The sequence below is a fragment of the Pseudomonas sp. SJZ131 genome (assembly GCF_007828705.1).
GTDB lineage: Bacteria > Pseudomonadota > Gammaproteobacteria > Pseudomonadales > Pseudomonadaceae > Aquipseudomonas > Aquipseudomonas prosekii.
This window is the reverse complement of the sequence record NZ_VIVC01000006.1, coordinates 364,801-388,073: the sequence shown is the minus strand read 5'-3', so window position 1 is coordinate 388,073 and position 23,273 is coordinate 364,801. Positions and strand designations below refer to the sequence as shown.

22 protein-coding genes, 4 tRNA genes and 2 pseudogenes are annotated in these 23,273 nt (G+C 60.4%); 20 read left to right on the top strand and 8 right to left on the bottom strand.

Going from position 1 to position 23,273, the window contains the following annotated elements:
* Positions 1-134: 134 nt before the first annotated feature.
* The 10 genes and pseudogenes from FBY12_RS25065 to FBY12_RS25020 all read left to right on the top strand — a co-directional run bounded on the left by FBY12_RS25065 (position 135) and on the right by FBY12_RS25020 (position 8,474).
* Complete coding sequence (locus FBY12_RS25065) at positions 135-1,160, top strand: NAD(P)H-dependent glycerol-3-phosphate dehydrogenase (RefSeq protein ID WP_092279172.1); 1,026 nt, start codon at positions 135-137, stop codon at positions 1,158-1,160.
* Between the two features lie 31 nt (positions 1,161-1,191).
* A complete protein-coding gene (locus FBY12_RS25060) occupies positions 1,192-1,539 on the top strand; it encodes a DUF4389 domain-containing protein (protein ID WP_092279174.1) in 348 nt (115 codons plus the stop codon).
* On the top strand, positions 1,536-1,988 hold the full coding sequence (sixA, locus tag FBY12_RS25055) for a phosphohistidine phosphatase SixA (RefSeq protein WP_145256890.1): 453 nt from the start codon (positions 1,536-1,538) through the stop codon (positions 1,986-1,988). The genes FBY12_RS25060 and sixA overlap by 4 nt, the downstream gene beginning before the upstream one ends.
* A gap of 204 nt (positions 1,989-2,192) precedes the next feature.
* On the top strand, positions 2,193-3,860 hold the full coding sequence (locus FBY12_RS25050) for an AMP-binding protein (RefSeq protein ID WP_145256887.1): 1,668 nt from the start codon (positions 2,193-2,195) through the stop codon (positions 3,858-3,860).
* Positions 3,861-3,898: 38 nt separating this feature from the next.
* Positions 3,899-4,342, top strand: a complete 444-nt coding sequence (locus FBY12_RS25045; RefSeq protein WP_145256884.1) for a hotdog fold thioesterase — start codon at positions 3,899-3,901, stop codon at positions 4,340-4,342.
* A 340-nt stretch (positions 4,343-4,682) separates the two neighbouring features.
* Positions 4,683-5,489 (top strand): alpha/beta fold hydrolase, encoded by an 807-nt coding sequence (locus FBY12_RS25040; RefSeq protein WP_145256881.1) that lies wholly within the window; start codon positions 4,683-4,685, stop codon positions 5,487-5,489.
* Positions 5,486-6,340, top strand: a complete 855-nt coding sequence (locus FBY12_RS25035) for an alpha/beta hydrolase (RefSeq protein ID WP_092279184.1) — start codon at positions 5,486-5,488, stop codon at positions 6,338-6,340. Before FBY12_RS25040 ends, FBY12_RS25035 begins: the two co-directional genes overlap by 4 nt.
* A 50-nt stretch (positions 6,341-6,390) precedes the next feature.
* Positions 6,391-6,513, top strand: a pseudogene (locus FBY12_RS25030) (glutathione S-transferase); the annotation flags it as partial.
* Between the two features lie 17 nt (positions 6,514-6,530).
* Positions 6,531-7,337, top strand: coding sequence for a DUF4892 domain-containing protein (locus tag FBY12_RS25025; RefSeq protein ID WP_145256878.1), 807 nt, complete (start codon positions 6,531-6,533; stop codon positions 7,335-7,337).
* An 84-nt stretch (positions 7,338-7,421) separates the two neighbouring features.
* Positions 7,422-8,474 carry an AI-2E family transporter gene (locus FBY12_RS25020; RefSeq protein ID WP_121731906.1) on the top strand — a complete coding sequence of 351 codons (1,053 nt, stop codon included), beginning with the start codon at positions 7,422-7,424 and terminating at the stop codon, positions 8,472-8,474.
* Between the two features lie 167 nt (positions 8,475-8,641).
* Here the strand turns inward: FBY12_RS25020 and FBY12_RS25015 are convergent, their stop codons facing one another.
* Positions 8,642-9,652, bottom strand: a complete 1,011-nt coding sequence (locus FBY12_RS25015) for a HAMP domain-containing sensor histidine kinase (RefSeq protein WP_092279190.1) — start codon at positions 9,650-9,652, stop codon at positions 8,642-8,644.
* The gene (locus tag FBY12_RS25010; RefSeq protein WP_145256877.1) at positions 9,652-10,410 is read right to left on the bottom strand and encodes a response regulator; all 759 of its coding nucleotides are present in this window, start codon (positions 10,408-10,410) and stop codon (positions 9,652-9,654) included. Before FBY12_RS25010 ends, FBY12_RS25015 begins: the two co-directional genes overlap by 1 nt.
* 292 nt (positions 10,411-10,702) lie before the next feature.
* Between FBY12_RS25010 and pyrF the strand changes: the two genes are divergently transcribed.
* Positions 10,703-11,401, top strand: a complete 699-nt coding sequence (gene pyrF, locus FBY12_RS25005) for an orotidine-5'-phosphate decarboxylase (RefSeq protein ID WP_167370440.1) — start codon at positions 10,703-10,705, stop codon at positions 11,399-11,401.
* A 132-nt stretch (positions 11,402-11,533) separates the two neighbouring features.
* Here pyrF and FBY12_RS25000 read toward each other — a convergent pair whose 3' ends face one another.
* Positions 11,534-12,538 (bottom strand): NADP-dependent oxidoreductase, encoded by a 1,005-nt coding sequence (locus tag FBY12_RS25000; protein WP_145256873.1) that lies wholly within the window; start codon positions 12,536-12,538, stop codon positions 11,534-11,536.
* Positions 12,539-12,771: 233 nt separating this feature from the next.
* Here FBY12_RS25000 and FBY12_RS24995 point away from each other — a divergent pair, with 233 nt between their 5' ends.
* From FBY12_RS24995 to FBY12_RS28250, 4 genes and pseudogenes are all read left to right on the top strand, one after another.
* On the top strand, positions 12,772-13,533 hold the full coding sequence (locus FBY12_RS24995; RefSeq protein WP_092279198.1) for an SDR family oxidoreductase: 762 nt from the start codon (positions 12,772-12,774) through the stop codon (positions 13,531-13,533).
* A 156-nt stretch (positions 13,534-13,689) separates the two neighbouring features.
* Positions 13,690-15,084: a PLP-dependent aminotransferase family protein gene (locus FBY12_RS24990; RefSeq protein ID WP_145256870.1), complete on the top strand. Its 1,395-nt coding sequence runs from the start codon at positions 13,690-13,692 to the stop codon at positions 15,082-15,084.
* A 108-nt stretch (positions 15,085-15,192) separates the two neighbouring features.
* Positions 15,193-16,299 (top strand): annotated as a pseudogene (locus FBY12_RS28255) (HAMP domain-containing protein); the annotation flags it as partial.
* Positions 16,279-17,160, top strand: a complete 882-nt coding sequence (locus FBY12_RS28250) for a methyl-accepting chemotaxis protein (RefSeq protein WP_371927557.1) — start codon at positions 16,279-16,281, stop codon at positions 17,158-17,160. The pseudogene FBY12_RS28255 and the gene FBY12_RS28250, both read left to right, overlap by 21 nt.
* Before the next feature lie 259 nt (positions 17,161-17,419).
* Here FBY12_RS28250 and FBY12_RS24980 read toward each other — a convergent pair whose 3' ends face one another.
* Positions 17,420-17,785 carry a DUF6124 family protein gene (locus FBY12_RS24980; RefSeq protein WP_121731911.1) on the bottom strand — a complete coding sequence of 122 codons (366 nt, stop codon included), beginning with the start codon at positions 17,783-17,785 and terminating at the stop codon, positions 17,420-17,422.
* Positions 17,786-18,242: 457 nt separating this feature from the next.
* The gene (locus FBY12_RS24975; protein WP_178111809.1) at positions 18,243-19,001 is read right to left on the bottom strand and encodes a hypothetical protein; all 759 of its coding nucleotides are present in this window, start codon (positions 18,999-19,001) and stop codon (positions 18,243-18,245) included.
* Between the two features lie 390 nt (positions 19,002-19,391).
* Here FBY12_RS24975 and FBY12_RS24970 point away from each other — a divergent pair.
* The 4 genes from FBY12_RS24970 to FBY12_RS24955 all read left to right on the top strand — a co-directional run bounded on the left by FBY12_RS24970 (position 19,392) and on the right by FBY12_RS24955 (position 19,806).
* Positions 19,392-19,467: transfer RNA gene (locus tag FBY12_RS24970), tRNA-Glu, on the top strand.
* Between the two features lie 3 nt (positions 19,468-19,470).
* A tRNA-Gly gene (locus FBY12_RS24965) sits at positions 19,471-19,546 on the top strand.
* 105 nt (positions 19,547-19,651) lie between these two features.
* A tRNA-Glu gene (locus FBY12_RS24960) sits at positions 19,652-19,727 on the top strand.
* A gap of 3 nt (positions 19,728-19,730) precedes the next feature.
* A tRNA-Gly gene (locus FBY12_RS24955) sits at positions 19,731-19,806 on the top strand.
* Between the two features lie 132 nt (positions 19,807-19,938).
* Here FBY12_RS24955 and FBY12_RS24950 read toward each other — a convergent pair.
* From FBY12_RS24950 to FBY12_RS24940, 3 genes are all read right to left on the bottom strand, one after another.
* Positions 19,939-20,577 (bottom strand): LysE family translocator, encoded by a 639-nt coding sequence (locus tag FBY12_RS24950; RefSeq protein ID WP_145256864.1) that lies wholly within the window; start codon positions 20,575-20,577, stop codon positions 19,939-19,941.
* Between the two features lies 1 nt (position 20,578).
* A complete protein-coding gene (locus FBY12_RS24945) occupies positions 20,579-21,349 on the bottom strand; it encodes a 2OG-Fe(II) oxygenase (RefSeq protein WP_145256861.1) in 771 nt (256 codons plus the stop codon).
* A 119-nt stretch (positions 21,350-21,468) separates the two neighbouring features.
* Positions 21,469-22,095, bottom strand: coding sequence for an alanyl-tRNA editing protein (locus FBY12_RS24940; protein WP_145256858.1), 627 nt, complete (start codon positions 22,093-22,095; stop codon positions 21,469-21,471).
* Positions 22,096-22,185: 90 nt separating this feature from the next.
* Here FBY12_RS24940 and FBY12_RS24935 point away from each other — a divergent pair, with 90 nt between their 5' ends.
* Positions 22,186-23,184 carry a LysR family transcriptional regulator gene (locus FBY12_RS24935; protein ID WP_101206828.1) on the top strand — a complete coding sequence of 333 codons (999 nt, stop codon included), beginning with the start codon at positions 22,186-22,188 and terminating at the stop codon, positions 23,182-23,184.
* Positions 23,185-23,273 lie beyond the last annotated feature (89 nt).

Below are 23,273 nucleotides of genomic sequence, written 5' to 3'. Positions count from 1 at the left end.
CACGATCTGGGCATTTTCCTCGGTTTTATTGGTCTTCTTCCTACAACTGCCGGTAATTGTCGCAGGGGCTGGCCGCCACTGGGCCGCTCCGTATAATGCCGGCATCGCCACTGGTATGGATTAACGGATTGCATATGACTGAACAGCGCCCGATTGCGGTCCTGGGAGGCGGAAGTTTTGGTACCGCCGTGGCTAATTTACTGGCCGAGAATGGCCATCAGGTTTTGCAGTGGATGCGTGATCCCGAGCAAGCCGAGGCCATTCGGGTCAATCGCGAAAACCCGCGTTACCTCAAAGGCATCAAGATTCTGCCCGGCGTCGAAGCCGTCACCGACTTGCAAGCGACGTTGCAGGCGTGTGATTTGTGCTTCGTCGCGCTGCCGTCCAGCGCGTTGCGCGCCGTGTTGGTCCCGCACGCCGAACGCTTGAGCGGCAAATTGCTGGTCAGCCTGACCAAAGGCATCGAAGCCCAGACCTTCAAATTGATGAGCGAGATCCTCGAAGAAATCGCGCCGCAAGCACGCATCGGCGTCTTGTCCGGGCCGAACCTGGCCCGTGAAATCGCCGAGCATGCGTTGACCGCCACGGTGGTCGCCAGCGAAGACGAAGAGTTGTGCCAGCGCGTTCAGGAAGCGTTGCACGGGCGCACTTTTCGCGTGTACGCCAGCGCCGATCGTTTCGGCGTGGAGCTGGGCGGCGCGCTGAAAAACGTCTACGCGATCATTGCCGGCATGGCGGTGGCGCTGGGCATGGGCGAAAACACCAAGAGCATGCTGATCACCCGCGCACTGGCGGAAATGACCCGTTTCGCGGTGAACCAGGGCGCCAACCCGATGACCTTCCTGGGTCTGGCGGGCGTTGGCGACTTGATCGTCACTTGCTCATCGCCGAAAAGCCGCAACTATCAGGTTGGCTTTGCCCTCGGCCAAGGCTTGAGCCTGGAAGATGCAGTGACGCGCCTCGGCGAAGTGGCCGAAGGGGTCAACACGCTGAAAGTGCTCAAAGCCAAATCGCAGGAAGCCGGGGTGTACATGCCGCTGGTCGCCGGGCTGCACGCCATTCTGTTCGAAGGTCGCACGCTTGATCAGGTGATCGGTCTATTGATGCGGGGCGAGCCGAAAACCGACGTCGACTTCATTTCCACCAGCGGTTTCAACTGAACACGTTTTGCCAATGGAGCAGGGACGAGATATGAACGATCCGAAAACCGAAGCCAAGTACGAATCCATCCTCCTGCGGGTGTTGTGGATGATCGTCTACTTGCTGGTCTGGCAAGTGGCGCAATTTATCCTCGGCGCCGTGGTGCTGGTGCAACTGATCTACCGTTTGATCTATAGCGCGCCGAGCGGCAGCCTGATGAATTTTGGCGACAGCCTCAGCCAGTTCCTCGCGCAGATCGGTCGTTTCGGCACTTTCCACACTGATCAGAAACCCTGGCCGTTCGCCGATTGGCCAACCCCGCGCGCACCCGAAGGTGAAGCGCCGCACGCGGTCGCGCCTGCGCCACATCCGGCGCGAGATGAGGAGCCGAAGCTATGAAAATCTGGGTATTGCGCCACGGTGAAGCCGAGCCACACGGCTCACGTCCGGACTCCGAGCGCGCCTTGACCGATCACGGTCGCGAAGAAGTGCTGCGTACCGCCGCCGATTTGATCGGCCATCCGATCACCGCCATTTATGCCAGCCCTTATTTGCGCGCGCAGCAGACCGCCGAGCTGGTGCGCGATGCCTTGGGTTTCCTGCCGGAGATTCGCACCGTCGAATGGCTGACCCCGGACAACCGCCCGCAAGCGGTGGCCGAGCAGTTGGTGTCGGTGGATAACGCCTTGCTGGTCAGCCATAACCCGCTGGTCGGCAACTTGCTCGGGTTTCTCCAGCACGGCCACGTGCAAGACCCGGAAGCGGTGAAAACCGCAGGCCTGGCTGAACTCGAAGGCGACCTGCCACTGGCCGGCGCGATGAAACTCATGTCGCTGAAACACCCCTGATACCCTGTGGCCCTCGTAGGAGCGAGGCTTGCCCGCGAAAGCGGCGTCTCAGGCAATAAATTTGCCGAATGATGCGCCCTCATCGCCAACAACCGCGCTCCTACCATTCCACGGGTCATCGCAAAAATTTGTATCAAATAAGCAACCAAGCACTTGCTTGGTTGACTACGCTTGCTCCAGACCAAAAAAACAGGAGCGAGTCGCATGTCTGCTGCTTTCCGTTTGCCGCTGGACGTGTTCTACGAGCGTGAAGCCCGTCATCCCGAGCAGCGATTTCTGGTTCAGCCCAGCGGCGGCGGTCGCGTCGAAACCCTCACCTGGGCCGACGTCGGTCATCAGGCTCGCTGCGCCGCGCACTGGTTGCGCGCGCGGCAATTGCCACCAGGCAGCCACATTGCCCTGATCTCGAAAAACTGCGCGCACTGGATCGTCGCCGACTTGGCGATCTGGATGGCCGGCCATGTGTCGGTGCCGCTGTATCCCAACCTCACCGCCGAATCCGTGGCTCAGGTGCTGGAGCATTCCGAAGCAGCGCTGGCCTTTATCGGCAAACTCGATGACTGGCCCGGCATGTCGCGCGGCGTCAGTGCTGATTTGCCGACCATCAGCCTGCCACTGCATCCGCCCGGCACGTTTACCTTCAGTTGGGCCGACCTGCAAAACAGCTCGCCGATCCAGGACAACCCGACGCCGGCCGCCGATCAATTGGCGACGATCATCTACACCTCGGGCACCACCGGCCTGCCCAAAGGCGTGATGCACACCTTCGGCAATCTCGGTTTCGCCACCACGCGCGGCACGCAATTGTTCGGGCTCAACGAGTCGGATCGGCTGCTGTCGTACTTGCCGCTGTGCCACGTGGCCGAGCGCATGTTCGTCGAACTGGCGTCGATTTATACCGGGCAAACCGTGTTCTTCGCCGAGAGCCTCGACACTTTCCTCACCGATTTGCAGCGCGCGCGACCGACCGCGTTGTTCGGCGTGCCGCGCATCTGGACCAAATTCCAGATGGGCGTGTACAGCAAGATCCCGGCGAAACGCCTCGATTGGCTGCTCAGCCTGCCGTTCATTGGCAGGCGAGTCGGGCACAAAGTGCTCGCCGGGCTCGGCCTCGACGCGTTGCGCATTGCTTTGTCGGGTGCCGCGCCGGTGCCACAAACCCTGCTGCTGTGGTACCGCAAATTGGGGCTCGACGTGCTCGAGGTATATGGCATGACCGAAAGTTGCGGTTACTCGCACATCGGGCGGCCCGGCGACAACAAACCGGGCTGGATCGGCCGGCCATGTCCGGACGTCGAAGTGCGGATCGACGAGACCGGCGAGGTGCTGGTGCGCAGCGGCGCGACCATGCTCGGCTATTTCAAGGAACCGCAGAAAACCGCCGACACCATCACTGCCGACGGCTTTCTGCGCACCGGCGACAAAGGCGAGCAGGACGCTCAGGGCAACTTGCGCCTGACCGGGCGCCTCAAGGAAATCTTCAAGACCAGCAAAGGCAAATACGTCGCCCCGGCGCCGATCGAGAATCGGCTGGCGGTGCATTCGCGGATTGAACAAGTGTGCGTGGTCGGCGATGGCTTGAGTGCGCCGCTGGGTTTGTGCGTGCTCTCGGCGGTCGGCCAGCAAGACGCGACGGGCGCCGCGCGGGCGGGGTTGCAAAGCAGCCTGGAAAACCTCCTCGAAGAGGTCAACGGCGCGCTCGACAAACATGAGCGCTTGCGCCAATTGGTGGTGGTCAAGGACAGCTGGGCAGTGGAAAACGGCTTTCTGACGCCGACGCTGAAGATCAAGCGCAACGTTATCGAGGCCGCGTATGGGTCGCGCTTCGAAGAATGGAGCGAGCGAAATGAAGTGGTGCTGTGGCAGGATTGAGCGACCAACAATACCTATACCTGTAAAAGGAACCTGCGATGAGTCTCTGGCGTACCGCTCCCAACCTTGAACAACTGAACACATTCCAGAAAAACACCATCGGCGAAGTGCTGGATATTCGCTTCGACGCCTTCGACGACGAATCCCTGACCGCCAGCATGGTCGTCGACCATCGCACCCATCAGCCGTTCGGCCTGCTGCACGGCGGCGCCTCGGTGGTGCTGGCCGAAACCGTCGGGTCGATGGCCAGTTACCTGTGCATCGATGCCAGCAAATTCTATTGCGTGGGCCTTGAGGTCAACGCCAACCATCTGCGCGGTTTGCGCAGCGGCCGGGTGACGGCGGTGGCCAAAGCCATTCACATCGGCCGCACCACGCACGTCTGGGACATTCGCCTGAGCAGCGACGAAGGCAAAGCCAGTTGCGTGTCGCGCCTGACCATGGCGGTTGTGCCGTTGGGTGAGAATCCTCCGACGCGTTGAGGTTGAGTTTCTTCAGATGAAACCACCCCTCATCCCAACCCTCTCCCTAGAGGGGAGAGGGGAGAGGTGAGAGGTGAGAGGTGAGAGGGGGCCGACCGGGTTGTTTAGTCGAAGTACATCGACCTGAAAGTCCGAGTCGAACGCCGGTTCTGAAAAGTCCTCGATCGGCTCCCTTTCCCCCTCTCCCCTTGGGGAGAGGGCTGGGGTGAGGGGTGGATTTAACTGACACCCCCCATAGCCATGGCCGGACTGTCATCATTCCTGTCAGTTACAGTCATTGCCGCCGCTCATGCCGTTGCGGACAATCACCCTCACGTTTCTCGCCCATGGATTGACCGGTATGCCGCAGCAGATCTTTTTCGCCCACGCCAATGGCTTCCCGTCGGGGACCTACGGCAAGTTGTTCGCGGCGTTGGCGCCGGAGTACCAGGTGACGCATCTGGAGCAGCACGCCCACGACCCGCGTTTCCCGGCGGATGACAACTGGCACAACCTGGTGGACGAGTTGATCCATCACCTCAACCAACAGCCTGAGCCGGTCTGGGGTGTCGGTCATTCCTTCGGTGGCGTCCTGCATTTGCACGCCGCGCTGCGGTGCCCCGAACTCTATCGCGGCGTGGTCATGCTTGATTCGCCAGTGCTGACCCGCGCCGATCAATGGGTAATCCGCGCTGCCAAGCGGTTTGGCTTCATCGACAAATTGACCCCCGCCGGGCGTACCTTGGGTCGTCGCGAAGAATTCGCCGACCTCGAAAGCGCGCGCAGTTACTTCGCCGGCAAAACCCTGTTTCGCGGCTTCGACCCGGAATGCTTCGACGCCTACCTGCAGCACGGTTTGCACAAGGTCGGCGACAAGCTGCGGCTGCGCTTCGACCCGGCCACCGAAATCAGCATTTACCGTGGCGTGCCGCACACCAGCCCCGGCCGCGCCCGGCAATTGAAAGTGCCATTGGCGGTGGTGCGCGGGCACAAAAGCCGCGTGGTCATGCGCCATCACGCCAGCTCCGTCGGGCGCATGCCGTTGGGCGAATCCCTGAGCATGCCCGGCGGCCACATGTTTCCCCTCGAACGCCCGCAAGACACCGCCACGCTGCTGAAAAACCTGTTCAGCCGCTGGGAAGGTCGCCGCCAGCAGGATTGCGCATGAGCAGCGTCGTCGAAGAAGTCCGCCTGAGCCTGCCGCACATCGAATTGGCCGCGCACCTGTTCGGCCCCGAAGACGGTTTGCCGGTGATCGCCCTGCATGGCTGGCTGGACAACGCCAACAGCTTTGCGCGGTTGGCGCCGAAGCTCACCGGTTTGCGGATTATCGCGCTGGACATGGCCGGCCACGGGCATTCCGGACACCGCCCGACGGGCGCTGGTTACGCGATGTGGGATTACGCGCACGACGTGCTGCAAGTCGCCGAGCAATTAGGGCTGAAGCGTTTTGCGTTGATCGGCCATTCAATGGGCGCGATTGCTGCGTTGATCATTGCCGGCTCAATGCCGGAACGCGTCACGCATCTGGCGTTGATCGATGGCGTGATTCCTCCTACAGACAAAGGCGAAAATGCGGCGGAACGCATGGGCATGGCCCTGCAAGCGCAACTCGACCTGCGGGAAAAACGCAAACCGGTCTACAACACCCTCGACCGCGCCATCGAAGCGCGGATGAAAGGCCTGGTGGCGGTGAGTCGCGAGGCCGCGGAGTTGTTGGCGCAACGCGGTTTGATGCCGGTGCCGGGCGGCTACACATGGCGCACCGACAGTCGCCTGACGTTGCCATCGCCGTTGCGTCTGACAGAAGAACAGGCAATGGCCTTCGTCGCGCGTATCACTTGTCCTACGCAATTAGTCGTCGCAGCTGACGGCATGCTCGCCAAACACCCCGAGTTGCTGGAGCGTCTACCCTTTGCCCGGGAACAGCTGCCGGGCGGCCATCATTTGCACTTGAATGACGAACTCGGTGCCGGCCTTGTCGCAGACTGTTTCAATCGGTTCTTCGCCGTTCCTTGACTTGCGCCGGGCAACTGTCGAGGCTGGGCGGGTTGAAATGGGAGACAACCATGATAGATCTCTACACCGCTGCGACCCCGGAAGGCCACAAGGTCTCTATCGTGTTCGAGAAACTCCGCTTGTCCTGCACGATGCAGGCACTGAGTTTCGACCAAAAGGAACAGGGCGTGCCAATCCGATGAGCAGGCCCATGCGTACACTCAGTCTGCTGGCCCTCAGTTGTTTCAGTCCGTTGCTGTTGGCGGCGGACATAGCGGGCAGCCAGGACTTGCCGATTGTGCCGCGCCTGGCCGACGCGCAAATCGTCGACTATCGCGCGCCGGTCGAGCTTGAGCGGATCTATCCGCTGGGCTCGATCCGCAAGATCAGCGGCCAATTGCGTTTCGACGGCCAGGTCAGCGCCCGTGGCCAGACCACCTCGGTGACCTACGAACTGCCCGCCGAGCATTCCTCCACCGAAGCCTTCACCGCAGCGCGCGAAGCCTTGCAAAAGCAGGGCGCCGAGTTGCTGTTCTGGTGCCAGGCCCGCGATTGCGGCGAAAGCAGCCTGTGGGCCAATGAAGTCTTCGGCAACTCCAAACTGTACGGCGCCGACGAGCAGCAGGCGTACTTGCTGCTGCGGCTGGCGGCGCCCAACGATGACTCGCTGGTGGCGCTTTACAGCATCACTCGCGGCAATCGCAAAGCCTATCTGCACGTCGAGCAATTTGCCGCCGCCGCCCCGCTGGGCGACCTGCTGCCGACCTCCGCGACCCTGCTGCGCCAGCTCAAGAGCACCGGCAAGCTGGATTTCCCCAAACTCGACGCTGAACCTGACGCCACCTGGCTGCGCCTGATTTCCCGTGGACTGAACCTCGACACGACGCTGCGGGTCAGTGTTTCCGGGGCCAACGCTGAAGCCTGGCGACAATCGCTGATCAGCCAGGGTGTGCGCGCGGCGCGCATGGAAACTGGCAATGTCGAAGGCTCTGGCCTGCACTTCGAACTGTTGCGCTAAGCTGCACCCGGCGAGCGCGCCCGACGCGTTCGCCTACTCTTTGTTTCAGTGACCTTGGCTCTACTGACTTTTTTCGAGACTTGAATGATCAATAACGATCGGCTGTTGGTGCAGATTCTGCTCCTGGTGCTGTTTGGCGCGAGCCTCTGGGTGATGGCGCCGTTCTGGTCGGCATTGTTCTGGGGCGCGGTGCTGGCGTTTGCCAGTTGGCCGCTGATGCGTTTGCTGACCCGTTGGCTGAATGGCCGCGAATCGCTGGCGGCGGCTTTGCTGACCCTCGGCTGGATGTTGCTGGTGGCGGTGCCGCTGGTGTGGCTGGGGTTCAATCTGGCGGATCATGTGCGCGACGCCACGGCGTTCATCAAGGATGTGCAGGTCGACGGCCTGCCCGAAGCGCCGACCTGGCTTGGCAGCATTCCCCTGATTGGCGAACGGCTGGTGGGTTTGTGGAACAGCATCGACGAGCAGGGCGCGGCGCTGATGGTCACCGTCAAACCTTATCTGGGACAGGTTGGTAACTGGTTGCTGGCGCGCAGCGCGCAGATCGGTGGCGGCATTCTTGAGCTGACCTTGAGCATCGTTTTCGTGTTCTTCTTCTACCGCGACGGCCCGCGTCTGGCCGCGTTTGTCCATGGTTTACTCGAGCGGTTGATCGGTGATCGCGCCGGTTACTACATCGAACTGGTCGCCGGCACCGTGCAACGGGTGGTCAACGGCGTGATCGGTACTGCGGCGGCGCAAGCGGTGCTGGCGTTGATCGGTTTCCTGATTGCTGGCGTTCCGGGCGCGCTGGTGCTGGGGATCGTCACGTTCATGTTGAGCCTGATCCCGATGGGCCCGCCGCTGATCTGGATTCCGGCGACAGCTTGGCTGGCGTGGAAAGGCGAGTATGGGATGGCGGTGTTCCTCGGCATCTGGGGCACGTTCATCATCAGCGGCGTCGACAACGTGCTGAAGCCATACCTGATCAGCCGTGGCGGCAATCTGCCGCTGGTGATCGTATTGCTCGGGGTGTTTGGCGGGCTGATCGCGTTCGGGTTTATCGGTCTGTTTATCGGCCCGACGTTATTGGCGGTGGCGTACAGCTTGCTGACGGACTGGAGCAAGAGCCATGCGCGGATAGAAGATCGGCGCTGATTTGTGGCGGGCTTGCGGCCACCCTAAATCCCCCTGTAGGAGTGAGCCTGCTCGCGATGGCGGTGTATCAGCCAATCTTCATGTCGGCTTATAGGCCCTCATCGCGAGCAGGCTCACTCCTACAATTGATTTGTGTTGAACAGGAAAGATTTATTTCTAACCGGGATTCAATTGCGCGGCAGGTTGATCACGGCGGTCAGGCCGCCGCCCGGAGTTTCTTCCAGGCTGAGCTGCCCGCCCAGGCGTTCCGCCGCTTCCCGGGCGATGGTCATGCCCAATCCAACCCCGCCGGAATTACGGTTGCGCGAACCTTCCAGGCGAAAGAACGGTTCGAACACCGCTTCGCGTTTATCCGCAGCAATCCCCGGACCGTGATCGATCACCCGGATCACCAGATGTTCGCGGCTGTCCTCCAGCGTAATCAGCGCCTGCCCGGCATAGCGCAGCGCGTTGTCCATCAGGTTATTGATGCACGAACGCAGCGCCATCGGCTGCACTTGCAACGGCACGCAATGCCCGCTGGCCTGCACATCGGCGCCCTGATCCTGAGCGTTTTCACTGAGTGATTCGACCAGCGCCTGCACGTCCATCCACTGCCTTGCTTCGCTGGTGCGTTGCTCGTGCAAATAGGTCAGGGTTGCGTCGAGCATGCCGATCATGTCGTCCAGATCCTGGCGCATCTGGCCTTGCAGTTTGCTGTCGTCGATTTGCTCCAGCCGCAGCTTCAACCGCGACAACGGCGTGCGCAAGTCGTGGGACACCGCGCCGAGCATCCGCGAACGCTGCTGCACTTGTTCGATGATTCGCCGCTGCATCTTGTTGAACGTGTGAGCCGCCTGCCGCGCTTCCCGTGGGCCGGACTCGTCGAGCGGCGGGCTGTCGAGGTTTTCGCTCAAACGCTCGGCGGCATCGCTGAGGCGCTGGATCGGCCGACTGAGCAGTTTGGCGCCGTACCACGCGGCGATGATCAGCGAGACAAACTGAAAGGTCAGCGGCACCAGCGGTCCGCCAAACCACGGGCGTGGCGGCCGCTGCTGGTCGGAGAAACCCGGCGGTGGCGGCGGTGGCGGCGGGCCGTAATGGTGAAACCAGAAAAACGCCAACACGTGCGCGAGGATAATCGCGATCAGCAGCACACCAAACAGGCGGCCGAACAGCGTATCGAAGCGCGCCCGCATTAGCCGATGTCTCGAGCGTCGAACAGGTAACCCTCACCGCGAACGGTTTTGATCAACTGCGGATTTTTCGGGTCATCGCCGAGTTTCTGCCGCAACCGCGACACCAGCAGATCAATGCTGCGATCGAACGCTTCAATCGACCGCCCGCGCGCGGCATCGAGCAATTGTTCGCGACTGAGCACGCGCCGCGGACGTTCGATAAATACCCACAACAGGCGGAATTCGGCGTTGGACAGCGGCACCACCAAACCATCAGCGGCGATCAACTGGCGCAGCACACTGTTCAGGCGCCAATTGTCGAAGCGAATATTCGCACGCTGCTCGGTGCGATCGTCGCGCACCCGCCGCAGAATCGTCTGAATCCGCGCGACCAACTCACGCGGCTCGAACGGCTTGGCCATGTAATCGTCGGCGCCCAGTTCCAGGCCGATGATCCGGTCGGTGGGTTCGCAACGCGCGGTGAGCATCAGGATCGGAATATCCGATTCGGCGCGCAACCAGCGGCACAACGACAAACCGTCTTCGCCGGGCAGCATCAGGTCCAGCACCACCACATCGAAATGTTCCGCTTGCAGCGCCAGGCGCATGGCCGCGCCGTCGGTGACGCCGCTGGCGTGGATATTGAAGCGCGCCAAGTAGTCGATCATCAGTTCGCGGATCGGGATGTCATCGTCGACGATCAAGGCGCGAATGCTCCAGCGCTTGTCGTCGCCGGGCGTCTTTTGATCGTCGTTCACAGGAACAGGGGTGTTGTGCATGCGTGGGTTCATCTGCCAGAGAGGCTGCCAACCACAAAGTGGGCTGCGAGGTTGTGGCTTCAGCATAGGCGTCCGGCCCGGAGGCGGGAAGTGCTGTAAGGACATGTTGCGGTGGACGAGGGTAGCGCCGGCAGTTGTTGTGGGCGTGTCGTGAATGTATCGGCCTCGACACAATTGGCGCAGCGGCTAGGCTTGGCAGAGTCTGCGGGACGAATTACCGATCATCGGGTCCCGCAGTGGCGCTGGTTCCGCTACAATGCGCGCCGATTTCGTCCTGCCTGAGAGCCCGCACATGTCCGTCTGCCAGACTCCTATCATCGTCGCCCTGGATTTCCCCACCCGTGACGCCGCACTGAAGCTGGCCGACCAGTTGGACCCGAAACTGTGCCGGGTCAAAGTCGGCAAGGAACTGTTCACCAGTTGCGCCGCAGAAATCGTCGGCACCCTGCGCGACAAGGGTTTCGAAGTTTTTCTCGACCTCAAATTCCACGACATCCCGAACACCACCGCGATGGCGGTGAAAGCAGCGGCGGAAATGGGCGTGTGGATGGTCAACGTGCATTGCTCCGGCGGCCTGCGCATGATGGCCGCGTGCCGCGAAGTGCTCGACCAGCGCACCGGCCCCAAGCCGCTGTTGATTGGCGTGACCGTGCTGACCAGCATGGAACGTGAAGATCTGGCGGGGATTGGTCTGGACATCGAGCCGCAGGAGCAAGTCTTGCGCCTCGCCGCGTTGGCGGAAAAAGCCGGGATGGACGGTCTGGTGTGTTCGGCGCTGGAAGCGCAGGCGTTGAAATCGGCACATCCGTCGCTGCAATTGGTGACGCCGGGGATTCGTCCGGCGGGCAGCGCGCAGGATGACCAGCGACGCATTTTGACCCCGCGTCAGGCGCTGGATGCTGGCTCGGATTACCTGGTGATTGGTCGCCCGATCAGCCAGGCAGCGGATCCGGCGAAAGCGTTGGCCGATGTCGTCGCCGAAATCGCCTGAACATCGCTAAACCTGTAGGAGTGAGCCTGCTCGCGATTGCGCAGTATCAGCCGACATGAATGTTGACTGATACACCGCTATCGCGAGCAGGCTCACTCCTACATTGGTTTTAGTGGTGTATTAAAAAATCCGTTAAACCTTCAACACCAACTTGCCGAAATTCTCGCCGCTGAACAGTTTCATCAGCGTCTCCGGGAATGTCTCCAGTCCCTCGACAATATCTTCGCGACTCTGCAATTGCCCCTTGGCCATCCAGCCGGCCATTTCCTGCCCGGCGGCGGCGAATTGCGCGGCGTAGTCCATCACTACAAAACCTTCCATGCGCGCGCGATTGACCAGCAATGACAGGTAGTTGGCCGGGCCCTTGACCGCTTCCTTGTTGTTGTACTGGCTGATCGCGCCGCAAATCACCACCCGCGCTTTCAGCGCCAGACGGCTCAACACCGCGTCGAGAATGTCGCCGCCGACGTTATCGAAATACACGTCCACGCCTTTCGGGCATTCGCGCTTGAGCCCGGCGTGGACGTCTTCGTTCTTGTAATCGATGACGCCATCGAAGCCCAACTCATCGATCAAAAACTTGCACTTGTCTGCGCCGCCGGCGATGCCGATCACCCGGCAACCTTTGATTTTGGCGATCTGCCCGGCAATGCTGCCCACCGCACCTGCCGCGCCGGACAGCACCACGGTGTCGCCGGCCTTCGGTGCGCCAACGTCGAGCAGCGCGAAATAAGCGGTCATGCCGGTCATGCCCAGCGCCGACAAGTAGCGCGGCAGCGGTGCCAGTTTCGGGTCGACCTTGTAGAAGCCGCGCGGCTCGCCGAGGTAATAATCCTGCACGCCGAGGGCGCCGTTGACGTAGTCACCGACGGCAAACCCCGGATTGTTCGACGCGACGACTTTGCCTACGCCCAACGCGCGCATTACCTCGCCGATACCGACCGGCGGGATGTAGGACTTGCCCTCGTTCATCCAGCCACGCATGGCCGGGTCCAGTGACAGGTATTCGTTTTTGACCAGGATCTGACCCGCCGCCGGCTCGCCGACCGGTACTTCCTGATAGGTAAACGTTTCGCGGGTCGCCGCGCCGACCGGGCGTTTGGCGAGCAGGAATTGGCGATTGGTCTGGGTAGTCATGACGGGCACTCAAGCTGAATGAAGCTTTGTTGATAGCTGTTCATGGCGGATGTCGCAAGGTTGGCTGACGCGGCGAATGCACTTCGATCCAGTGCAGTGATAGTCGGCCGGGCGCTTTTATCACTGCAACGCATGGCCACTCAACCGGGCTTCTGATAGTGCTGCCGCGCGATGCGTCGCTGTGGCTAGACTGCGCAACACGCGATCCCCCGCATCTTCTCGAGGACATAACAATGAGCATGACGTTTTCCGGCCAGGTCGTCGTAGTCACCGGCGCTGCCAACGGCATCGGCCGCGCCACCGCCCAGGCATTCGCTGCCGAGGGCTTGAAAGTGGTGGTTGCCGATTTCGACACGGCGGGGGGCGAGGGCACGGTGGCGCTGATTCGTACAGCGGGCGGCGAAGCGTCCTTCGTGCGCTGCGACGTAACGGTGGAGAGCGAGGTAAAAAATCTGATGGACGAGGTGATCAATACCTACGGCCGTCTCGACTATGCCTTCAACAATGCCGGGATCGAGATCGAAAAAGGCAAACTGGCTGACGGCACGCTCGACGAGTTCGACGCGATCATGGGCGTCAACGTCAAAGGCGTGTGGTTGTGCATGAAGTATCAATTGCCGCTGTTGCTGGCGCAGGGCGGTGGCGCGATCGTCAACACTGCGTCGGTGGCCGGCCTCGGCGCGGCGCCAAAAATGAGCATCTACGCGGCCTCCAAGCATGCGGTGATCGGCCTGACCAAATCGGCGGCGATTGAATACGCGAAGAAGAAAATCCGCGTCAACGCGGTGTGCCCGGCGGTTATCGACACCGACATGTTCCGCCGCGCCTACGAGGCCGATCCGAAAAAAGGCGAGTTCGCCAACGCGATGCACCCGGTCGGGCGAATCGGCAAAGTCGAGGAAATCGCCAGCGCAGTTTTGTACCTGTGCAGCGACGGCGCAGCGTTCACCACCGGGCATTCGCTGGCGGTGGATGGCGGCGTTACCGCGTTCTGAACCTGCCAACCCGAATCCCCTGTGGGATTGTGGTCGGCATTGAGGAATGTGTTTCAAATAGTTAGAACCGCTGTTTTTGACGGCGTTGTCGCACAGCCCTGTCCGCACTCCTGTGATTAACTGCGCGCAGCAAAACGGACAGGAGTTTGCGTGCTCATGGAATTGAGAATTGACCGACAGGCAATGGTGCCGGTCGTACAGCAAATCGTCGACGGATTGGCGAGCTGGATCGCTCAAAGCGAAGTCCCGCCCGAGACTCGCTTGCCCTCCGTGCGACAGATCGCGCGGCTCAATCTGCTCAGTCAATCGAGTGTCGTCGAAGCGTGTGAACGGCTGGTGGTGCAGGGCGTTCTGGCCTCGCGTCCGGGTTGCGGCTTCCAGGTCGCAACGTCGCTGGCGGTGGCGCCGCAAACCTTGGACCTGCCGCGATTCGAAGGCCTGCACAGCCTTTGCAGCGCCAGCCTGTCGGGCGAGTTGCTGCTGGGCTGCGGCGGATTGCCCGAGAGTTGGCGCGAGACTGATGACCTCAGCTACGCGATCCGCGAGGTCACGCGAACCGACATGGCCGGCCTGTTCAATTACAGTACGCCGCTGGGGTTGCTGTCGTTGCGCCAGCAGATTCTCCAACGCCTGAAACCGCTGAATATCGTCGCCACTGAATCGTCTGTCCTGACCACCGCCGGGGCCAGCCAGGCGCTCGACCTGATCGTGCGCACGTTGCTCAAACCCGGCGATTGTGTGGTGGTGGAAAGTCCGGGTTTTGCACATTTGTTCGATTTGCTCAGGTTGCACGGCGTGCGCATGCTTGCAGTGCCGCGCACGCCGACTGGCCCGGATACTCGAGTGCTTGAGCGTTTATGCCGCGAGCACAGCCCGCGCGCGATGTTCATCAATAGCTTCCACCACAACCCGACAGGCAGTTGCCTGACCGCCGTGGTCGCGCAAAAAATTCTGCAGTTGAGCGGGGCGCACGGCGTGCTGGTGATCGAGGACGATGTCTACGCGGACATGCACCACGCGCCCGGCACACGCCTCGCGGCGCTGGATGACGAGGCGCGGGTGATTTACGTCGGCAGTTTCTCGAAAACCCTCAGCAGTTCGTTGCGCGTGGGTTTTGTGCTGGCGGGGGAAGGGCGGATTGCGCAGCTGGCCGAGGTCAAAATGGTCAGCAGCATGGGCGGCTCACGGTTTTGCGAGTCGGTGCTGGCCAATCTGCTGAGCACGGGCGCCTATCGCAAATTGATTCAACGCCAGCGTCAGCGCTTGAGCATGGACCGTGCCGCCGCGCTGCAATTGCTCGAAGATGCCGAGTGGGAAGTGTTCGGCAAGCCGGTCGGTGGCCTGTTCATCTGGGCGCGGCCGACCCGATGCGACTACGCTCAGCTACGCACACTGGCGCGGCGATTTGGTGTGCTGTTGTCGTCCGCCACAGCGTTCAGCCCGGGTGGCGAGGCCAGTTCGTGGCAGCGGATCAATGTGGCGTATGCCTGTGATCCACGGGCGCGAAGGTTTTTCCAGGCCAGCGCTGGGGATCGACCTAAAACGTTCTGAAAACGACGCGGGCGTAGCTTTTTGCCATTATTTCGACGCCAGAGACTTGTGCTGGCACAGGCCCGTTGCGAATCTCCATCTACAGACTATGGCAGGGGACTACGCGCAATGATTTCGGCCGTGCAAGGACGTTTTGCCAACCTCGGTATGGCGAAAAAACTGGGCATCGGGTTTGTCCTGGTGCTTTTGTTGACCGCCGTGGTGGCAGCCATTGGCGTATGGTCCCTGCAAACCATCAGTCAGCGTTTCGATGGGCTCAAGCAGATGTCCTCGCTCAACAGCGAGTTGCTCAAAGTGCGTTTGCTGGAACAGGACTACGCGCTGCACAACAACCCGAAAACTGCGGACGCGTTGCGTCAGGGAGTCGATGAGTTGGTCGCTCTCGCCAACCAATTGAAAGCGCAAACGGCGGCCAATGTGCCGGTCATGAACGATGTCGAGCAGTCGCTTGGCGCCTATCGCAAGGCGTTCGACGAGTTCGTCTCGTTGACCCAGGCCAAGGACCTCGCTCTGGAAATGGCCAGTTGGTCGGTGTCGAGCGTGGCCAATAATCTCGACGTGTTGCAGGCCGGGCTGGCTGACGATGGCGCTTATACCTTGAAGGAATCCGAGGGCAAGGACGGCGCCCAGTTCATCGAGCAGGCCAGCCAGGTCAGCCAGGTTTCGCAGTTGATGTTGCAAGCGATGAACGAGGCCCGAGTGCGCCTCGACCAGAGCCGCAAGGGCGATGACGACAGCGCCGGCAAAGGCAAGATCGAGCAGGCCGATCAGGCGCTGGCGCAAGCCGAACAGTTGAAAACGTCGGTCAAGGATGAGGGTTATCAAACGGTGCTCAACGAAGTGGCCGGGCATATCGCCGGTTTCAGCGAGAAACTGGCCGAGTACACCGGGCTTTTGGCTCAGGAAAAAACCGTCTACGAACAATTGCATCAGCGCGCCGCGCAGGTGGTCGCGCGGGTCGATCAGGCGTATGTCGCCGAAGATGCGGCGATGCAGGCTGAATTGAAGAAAAACTCATTGTTGATCATTGCTTCTTCGGCGCTGGCGCTGTTGGTCGGGTTGATCGCGGCGTGGGTGATTACCCGGTTGATCGTCGCGCCGTTGCGCAGCGTTATTCGGGTCGCGCAGCAGATTGCGGCGGGGGATTTGAGTGCGACGGTGGAGGTGACCCGGCGTGATGAGATCGGCCAATTGATGCTGGCGATGCAGCAGATGGGCGCGGGGCTGAGCAGTATTGTCAGCGGCTTGCAGGCGGGGATCGAGCAGTTGGCCAGTTCGGCGCAATCGCTGTCGGCGGTGACTGAGCAGACCAACCTGGAGGTCAGCAGCCAGAAGGAAGAAACCGAGCAGGTGGCGACCGCGATGAATCAGATGACCGCCACGGTGCATGACGTGGCGCGCAATGCCGAAGAGGCCGCGACCGCAGCGCAAACCGCCGATGACAAGGTTGAGAGCGGGCAGCAGGTGGTGCGCCAGAGTATGGCGCGGATCGAGCAGTTGGCGGATTCGGCGACCTCGGCGAGTTCGAGTATCGAGAGTTTGAGCGCCGAGATTCAGAATATCGGCACGGTGTTGGGAGTGATCAAGAGTGTTGCCGAGCAGACTAATCTGTTGGCGCTGAATGCTGCGATTGAGGCGGCGCGGGCGGGTGAGCAGGGCCGGGGTTTTGCGGTGGTGGCGGATGAGGTGCGGGCGTTGGCCAAGCGTACTCAGCAGTCGACGGAGGAGATTGAGCGGTTGGTGTCGGCGTTGCGTTCGGCGGCGCAGTCGTCGGTGCAGCAAATTCGCAGCAGCGGTGAGTTGGTGAAGTTGGCGGTGAGTGATGCGTTGCAGACGGAGAGTGCGTTGGGGAGTATCGCGGCGGCGGTGTCGTTGATTCAGCAGATGAATCAGCAGATTGCGGCGGCGGCGGAGGAGCAGAGTTCGGTGGCGGAGGAGATTAATCGGAGTGTCACGAGTATTCGGGCGAGTGCGGATCATTCTTCGCTGGCGATGCGCGGGAATGCGGCTTCGAGCGTTGAGTTGGCGCAGTTGGGAGTTGAGTTGAAGGGCATGGTCGGGCATTTTCGGCTCTGATTATTTGGTCTCGCGGCCTCCGGGCCAACCAACCCACCCCAGATTCACCCGGTCCCCTGTGGGAGCGAGCTTGCTCGCGATGAAGCCCTCCCAGCCAACCATTCTCCCCAGAATGTACCCAACCCAACTGTAGGAGCGAGCCTGCTCGCGAAGACGTCCTTAACTCAACCACCCCCTCCCGAATGTACTCATATCCCCACATACCAACTTCTCGCCAGAAAGTGAGAGGCGCAATGCCTCTCACCGTTTCGCCCGGCCGTCACCCAGGCGGGTGGTAGTTGTCCAGTACCCGATTGACTGCCAATTCTCCCATCATGATCACTTGCTGCAGCGCCACGATCGAATCGCGATGCCGCGCATCTATCGAGTTCGCGATGTCGTTGGCCATGGCGCTGGCCGAGGCAAACGAGGTGCAGGCTTGTACCAGCAATGTCTCGTCGTCGACCAAGGGGCCGATGACGAAAATGCCGTACGGTTTGCGGGATGATATCTGCGTTTTCTGTGTCCCGCTGTCCATGTAAAAGCTCAGCGCCCGGTCTGCTGCGGCTTGCAGTTTTTTGGGGTCGAGGCAGGCGTCGTAGGGTAATGGATCGGTGTGCGGCGGATTGGGCGTTACTTTGAACATATTTGCTTTCCTGTTTTGGGGCAGCAACCGTTCTCGACTAAAAGAAGGGAGGCGGCTGTACGCAGGTTAGTCGACCGGGAGGAATAGCAAAAACCGGCGCGCCCTAGGGCGCCCTGCGCACAACCACCATCAAGTGCAGGATTGAAATACCTGGCTGGATGGAGCTCATGCGTTCACTAGACCTCTGGGCGACTAAACCCGACCACTGATGAGCAGCGGCAGGGAAACAATAGGGCTCAAGGGCAGGGCGCACAAGCCGGCGGATTCTGTCTTAGTCGTAGGCAAAGGCACAAGGTTTTGTAGCCTTCAGGACGTTTCTGCGCGTGTCGTTAAACGGATCTTGTTAAACGTGTTTACCGATTCCCCTGCATCGGTGACAGGCATCGCCAGGCGCCGAAACGCAAAACGCCCGATGCAATGCACCGGGCGTCAAGGTGTTTCAGAAAACCAAGGATGATCAGTCGTAAATCGCTTTCTTCTTCCAGTCCGCATCAGCCTCAACGTCTTTCAGGCCTGAAGTCAGTTGATTGACTTCGTCTTCGGCCGGGGCGTTTTGGTCCATGACTTGGGCGTTGACGCGGGCCAGGAGTTTTTCCAGGTATTCGAGTTGTTCGGCGTAAATCTGCGGTTCCTGCTGTTTGCGCAGGTATTGCACGCCGCGTTCGAAGGCGAGGCGGGCCTGGCCGGGTTGGCCCTGTTGCAGGGAGTGCTGGCCAAGGTTGTTGAAGAATTCGATGTGCAGCAACACGAGGATGTGGCGGACTTCGCGGATCCAGCGTTTGGCTTCGTTGGTCGGCAAAAAACCGTCTTGCGCGGCGCGGGTGATTTGGCCGTGCAGGGCTTCGAGCAGGAAGCGCACGTCTTTGGCTTTCGCTTCAGTCTGGATCGGTGCCGGCGGATTGTTGACCGGGAGCGATTCGCCTTGGGCGACCAGAGCGTTGAGTTCGATGATGCGGGCCTTGAGCGCGGCGTTGTTTTTTTCCAGATTTTGCAGGCGCTGGCAGACGTTCAGCTCCAGACGGGTCAACAGCAGCTTGAGCGCAGGGTTCATCAACTGACCGGGGAAGGTCTCGGTAATTTCGCCGCAGCGACGCAGACGGTCGTTGAGTTCAACCTTGGTACGGGCCTTTTCCAGCTTATTGTTTTCCACCACATGGTTCATGTAGCCAATGGCGATCAATAGTGCGATCCCGGCTACAACTAGCAGGGTGATCATGAGTGGTGTCACCGGTAAGACCTCTTTATTGGGTTCGCGTGCGAGTGTAGTGGCTTGGCGTGGGGGCGCATAGCGCCGCTCGACCAGTTGGAGCAGCCGGACTCTACTGTTTATCGGCCGTCATCGCGCTTATATAAGCAGCGGCGTGCACGTTGCACATGGCCATCATTGTTGCAGGCGGACTATAACGTCTTGCCGGGCGCCAGAATATAGGCGCCAAACACCGAGCGACGGAAAACCCGGATTCGCTGCTCGAAGCAGGGCGAAGTCATTGATTTAAATAAATTTATATCAAGGGGTTGACGACCCCTCAATCCATCCATAGAATGCGCGCCACTTACAGCGTAAAGCACACAGCGAAACGCGGTAGGGAGTGAATGTTGTACGTGTGTCCCCTTCGTCTAGTGGCCTAGGACACCGCCCTTTCACGGCGGTAACAGGGGTTCGAGTCCCCTAGGGGACGCCATATGCGGGAATAGCTCAGTTGGTAGAGCACGACCTTGCCAAGGTCGGGGTCGCGAGTTCGAGTCTCGTTTCCCGCTCCAATTTTAAACAGCGTTGCTTTCGGGCAGCGCTGAGTGAAACCAGAAACGACATCTTCGGATGCGGATTTGGGCACTGAAATACACACCATGTGTTTCAGTTAGCGTGTCCCCTTCGTCTAGTGGCCTAGGACACCGCCCTTTCACGGCGGTAACAGGGGTTCGAGTCCCCTAGGGGACGCCATTTGCGGGAATAGCTCAGTTGGTAGAGCACGACCTTGCCAAGGTCGGGGTCGCGAGTTCGAGTCTCGTTTCCCGCTCCATATTCAACAAAAACGCCGCTCACTGAGCGGCGTTTTTGTGTGCGCTCGATTTATCCCAAGCCTGCAAAAAAAGGCCCGCCAGTCTGAATAGGCGAGCCTTTTGCGTGGTGCATGTTTCGTTGTGAATGAGTTTTACATCGACAAAATCAGGCGCCCGGCGAACAGGATCAGAATCACTCCCATGCTGCGTTCGAACCAATGCCCCATACGCAAGAACAACAGGCGCACCCGGTTACTGGAAAAAAACAGCGCCACAATCACGAACCACAGCGCGTTAACAAAACACATCCACACGCCGTACAGCGCTTGAATGTTCAGCGGCGTCGTGGCGCTGATTATGGTGGTGAAGATCGCCAGAAAGAATAGCGTGGCTTTCGGGTTGGTCGCGTTGGTCAGGAAACCCGTGGTAAACGCTTTCAACAGCGTCTGCTCGACCACTGGTTCGTCCGTGACTTTTTCCCCTTCAAGCACGGTTTTCGGCTTACTGCGCAACAGGCTGACGCCGAGGTACAGAATGTAGGCGCCGCCCACGACCTTGGCCACGGTCAGCAGCCACGGCGTGGTGTGCATCAGCGCGCCGACGCCGAGCAGGGTGTAAAGCACGTGCACGGAAATCCCCGCGCCGATGCCCAGCGCAGTGCAGATGCCGACCAGCCGGCCGAAACGCACGCTCTGGCGGATGGTGACGGCAAAGTCCGGTCCGGGGGCGACGACGGCCAGAAAGTGAATGGTCGCCAGTGCCAGAAACTCGCCCAGGTAATTCGAAAGCATCTCAACTCCAGAAAGTAAGGGGTGCAGCGTTGCCGCGATAACCGACAAAAAAGGACAGGCTCAAACGCGGATCTGCCACGCCCGGCGTCACCGAGTGCATGCAGCGCGAGTTGAACATGATGAAATCGCCCGGATCGGGGCGTACCTCCAGGGTCGGAGGGCCGAGCAGTGCCGGGTCGATGCCGTAGCTGTCGCCACGCATTTCATCGAACTGGTCGGGGGTGATGGGGTGGTTCCACATCTGCAACGCGCCGCCCTCGGTCGGCATGTTCAGGTAGACGTTGCAGGCAAACTGCGCGTCGAGGCTGCGCGCCTGAAAACTGTCCGGGGCGTCCTTGGCGAAGATGTCGTGATGGGCGAGGAAACACACGCCGGGTTTCACCACGCGGGACAGGCCGACGTACATTTTGCGTCCGTAGAGGTTTTCCAGATGCGCGCCTGCCGGCCAGGTCTCGTCGAGCATGCAGCGCAGCGTGTCGACGGGGGAGGCGTAGGGTGCGCAGCGGTTGCGCAGTTCTTCGATGTTGCTGGCGGCGCGGGCAAAATAATCTTCGATCAGCAGTGGCTGGTTTTCCGCTTCATAAAACGCCATGCCAATGCGACCGATGCTCGGTGCGTTGATGTAGCCCTCGAAACCCGGCGCAAGAATCTTGTCGCCAATCTGCACCGCCAGCGGCTGAGGCAAAAAGCCTTTGACGCGAACGGCGAGCACTTCTTCGTTGGCGAGTTTTTTTATGCACGTCTCATCGAGACGCTCGACGTCAAGCATCATGTTTTCAGGTCCATCTATCGAGTAGTCAACGGAGCTCGCTCGTGCGTGCCCCTCCGGCGTTGAGCGTTGAGCGTTGAGCGATGACGGTGGCGCCATCGCGGCAAAGCTCAGTCCGCGCGTCAGTCCACGTGGTAATGGACGGACAAGGTGCCCTTTTTCTGTGCGAGGGAGTCGATCGTTACCGTGCCCAAATCCTTCAGGCTCCGTACATGTGTGCCGCCACAACCGTAGGCCGGCAGGTCGCCGAAACTGATTTCCCGGGCGCCTTCGCGCAATGACGTCAGGCGCGGCAGGTCGGCGGCAATCCACTGTTCGATGCCGCGCTGGACGGTTTCCACATCCACTTCTTCGGCCGATTCGGCCGGTTTGAATTGCACCCGGCTTTCGCCCGGCCAGTGGTGCGCCTTGATCGGCATCCAGCCGCGCGCCTGAATGAAATGCCCGATCAGGTGACCGGCCGAGTGCAGGCGGGCGTTGAGTTGGCGGCGTTGTTCGTCGACGCGGATCTGGATCATCCCGAGTTGTACCGGGTGGTCGACGTAATGGACGATCCGCTCGGGATCCTGAACCACGCGCAGCACTTGGCTTTCACCGATCCAGCCAATGTCCGACGGCTGCCCGCCGCCCTGTGGGTGAAACAGTGTGGCGCGTAGAACCACCGCGAATTCATTCTCGTGGGGCGTGCAGTCGAGGACTTCCACATTGGCCTTGAGGTCATCACTATGGAAAAAGAGGCGAAGCGTCATATTCCATGCCCTTATTAAAGTTTCTGTTTTTATTATATGAATCGTGGTTTTCCGTGATAATCCGTTCAAACATCAAAGGGCTGTTGCGCTGTGAGCATAAATCTACCGCTGCCGTTGTTGGGTGAGATGGCGATTTTCGTCAAAGTTGTCGAGACCGGCAGCTTCTCCGAAGCCTCTCGCCAATTAGGCTCGTCGCCCTCGGCGGTCAGCCGCAGCATTTCGCGTTTGGAGAAAGCCTTGAACACGCGTTTGCTGCAGCGCACCACGCGCAAATTGCGCTTGAGTGATGGCGGCGAAGAAGTGTTCAAGCGTTGCCAGGAAATGGTCAGCGCGGCGAAGTCAGTGATGGAAATCAGCGGCCAGTTCAACCATGAGGCGGAAGGTCTGGTGCGGGTCAGCGTGCCGAAAGCGGTGGGGCGTTTTGTGATTCACCCGCATATGCCGGAATTTCTGCGGCGTTATCCCAAAGTCGATGTGGAGTTGTTGCTGGAAGATCGGCAAGTGGATTTGATCGATGACAATGTCGACCTGGCGATCCGTATCACCGATCGCCCGCCGGCCGGATTGGTCGGGCGGCAGTTGCTGACCATCGACCATTTGCTGTGCGCCACCCCGCAATACCTCGCCGAACATGGCACGCCGACCCATCCTCACGACTTGCTCAATCACAGCTGCATCTACCTGGGCGAAACCCCGAGCGATGCACGCTGGAAATTCAAGAAGGGCGGCAAAGCGGTGACCGTCGGCGTGCGTGGACGTTATGCGGCCAACCACACAGGCGTGCGGCTCGGCGCGGTGTTGCAGCACATTGGCATTGGCAGCTTGCCGTATTTCACTGCGCGTTATGCGCTGGAGCAGGGATTGATTGTGCAGGTGCTGCCGGACTGGACGTTCCTCGCGTCCTATCATGGCGGTGCCTGGTTGCTGCATTCACCGACGCGTTATCTGCCGCCCAAGCTTCGGGTGTTGATTGATTATCTGGTGGAGTGCCTGGAGAAAGAGCCGACGCTGAGCAAGCCGGGGAAGCCGAGTGCCTTGGGCAAGGTTGCGGCTGAGTATGAGTTGCCGGAGAGTGACGGATTGCTTTGACTGACGCCTTCGCGGGCAAGCCTCGCTCCTACAGGGATCGCGCATAACCTGTAGGAGCGAGGCTTGCCCGCGAAGGCGCCCTCATTAAC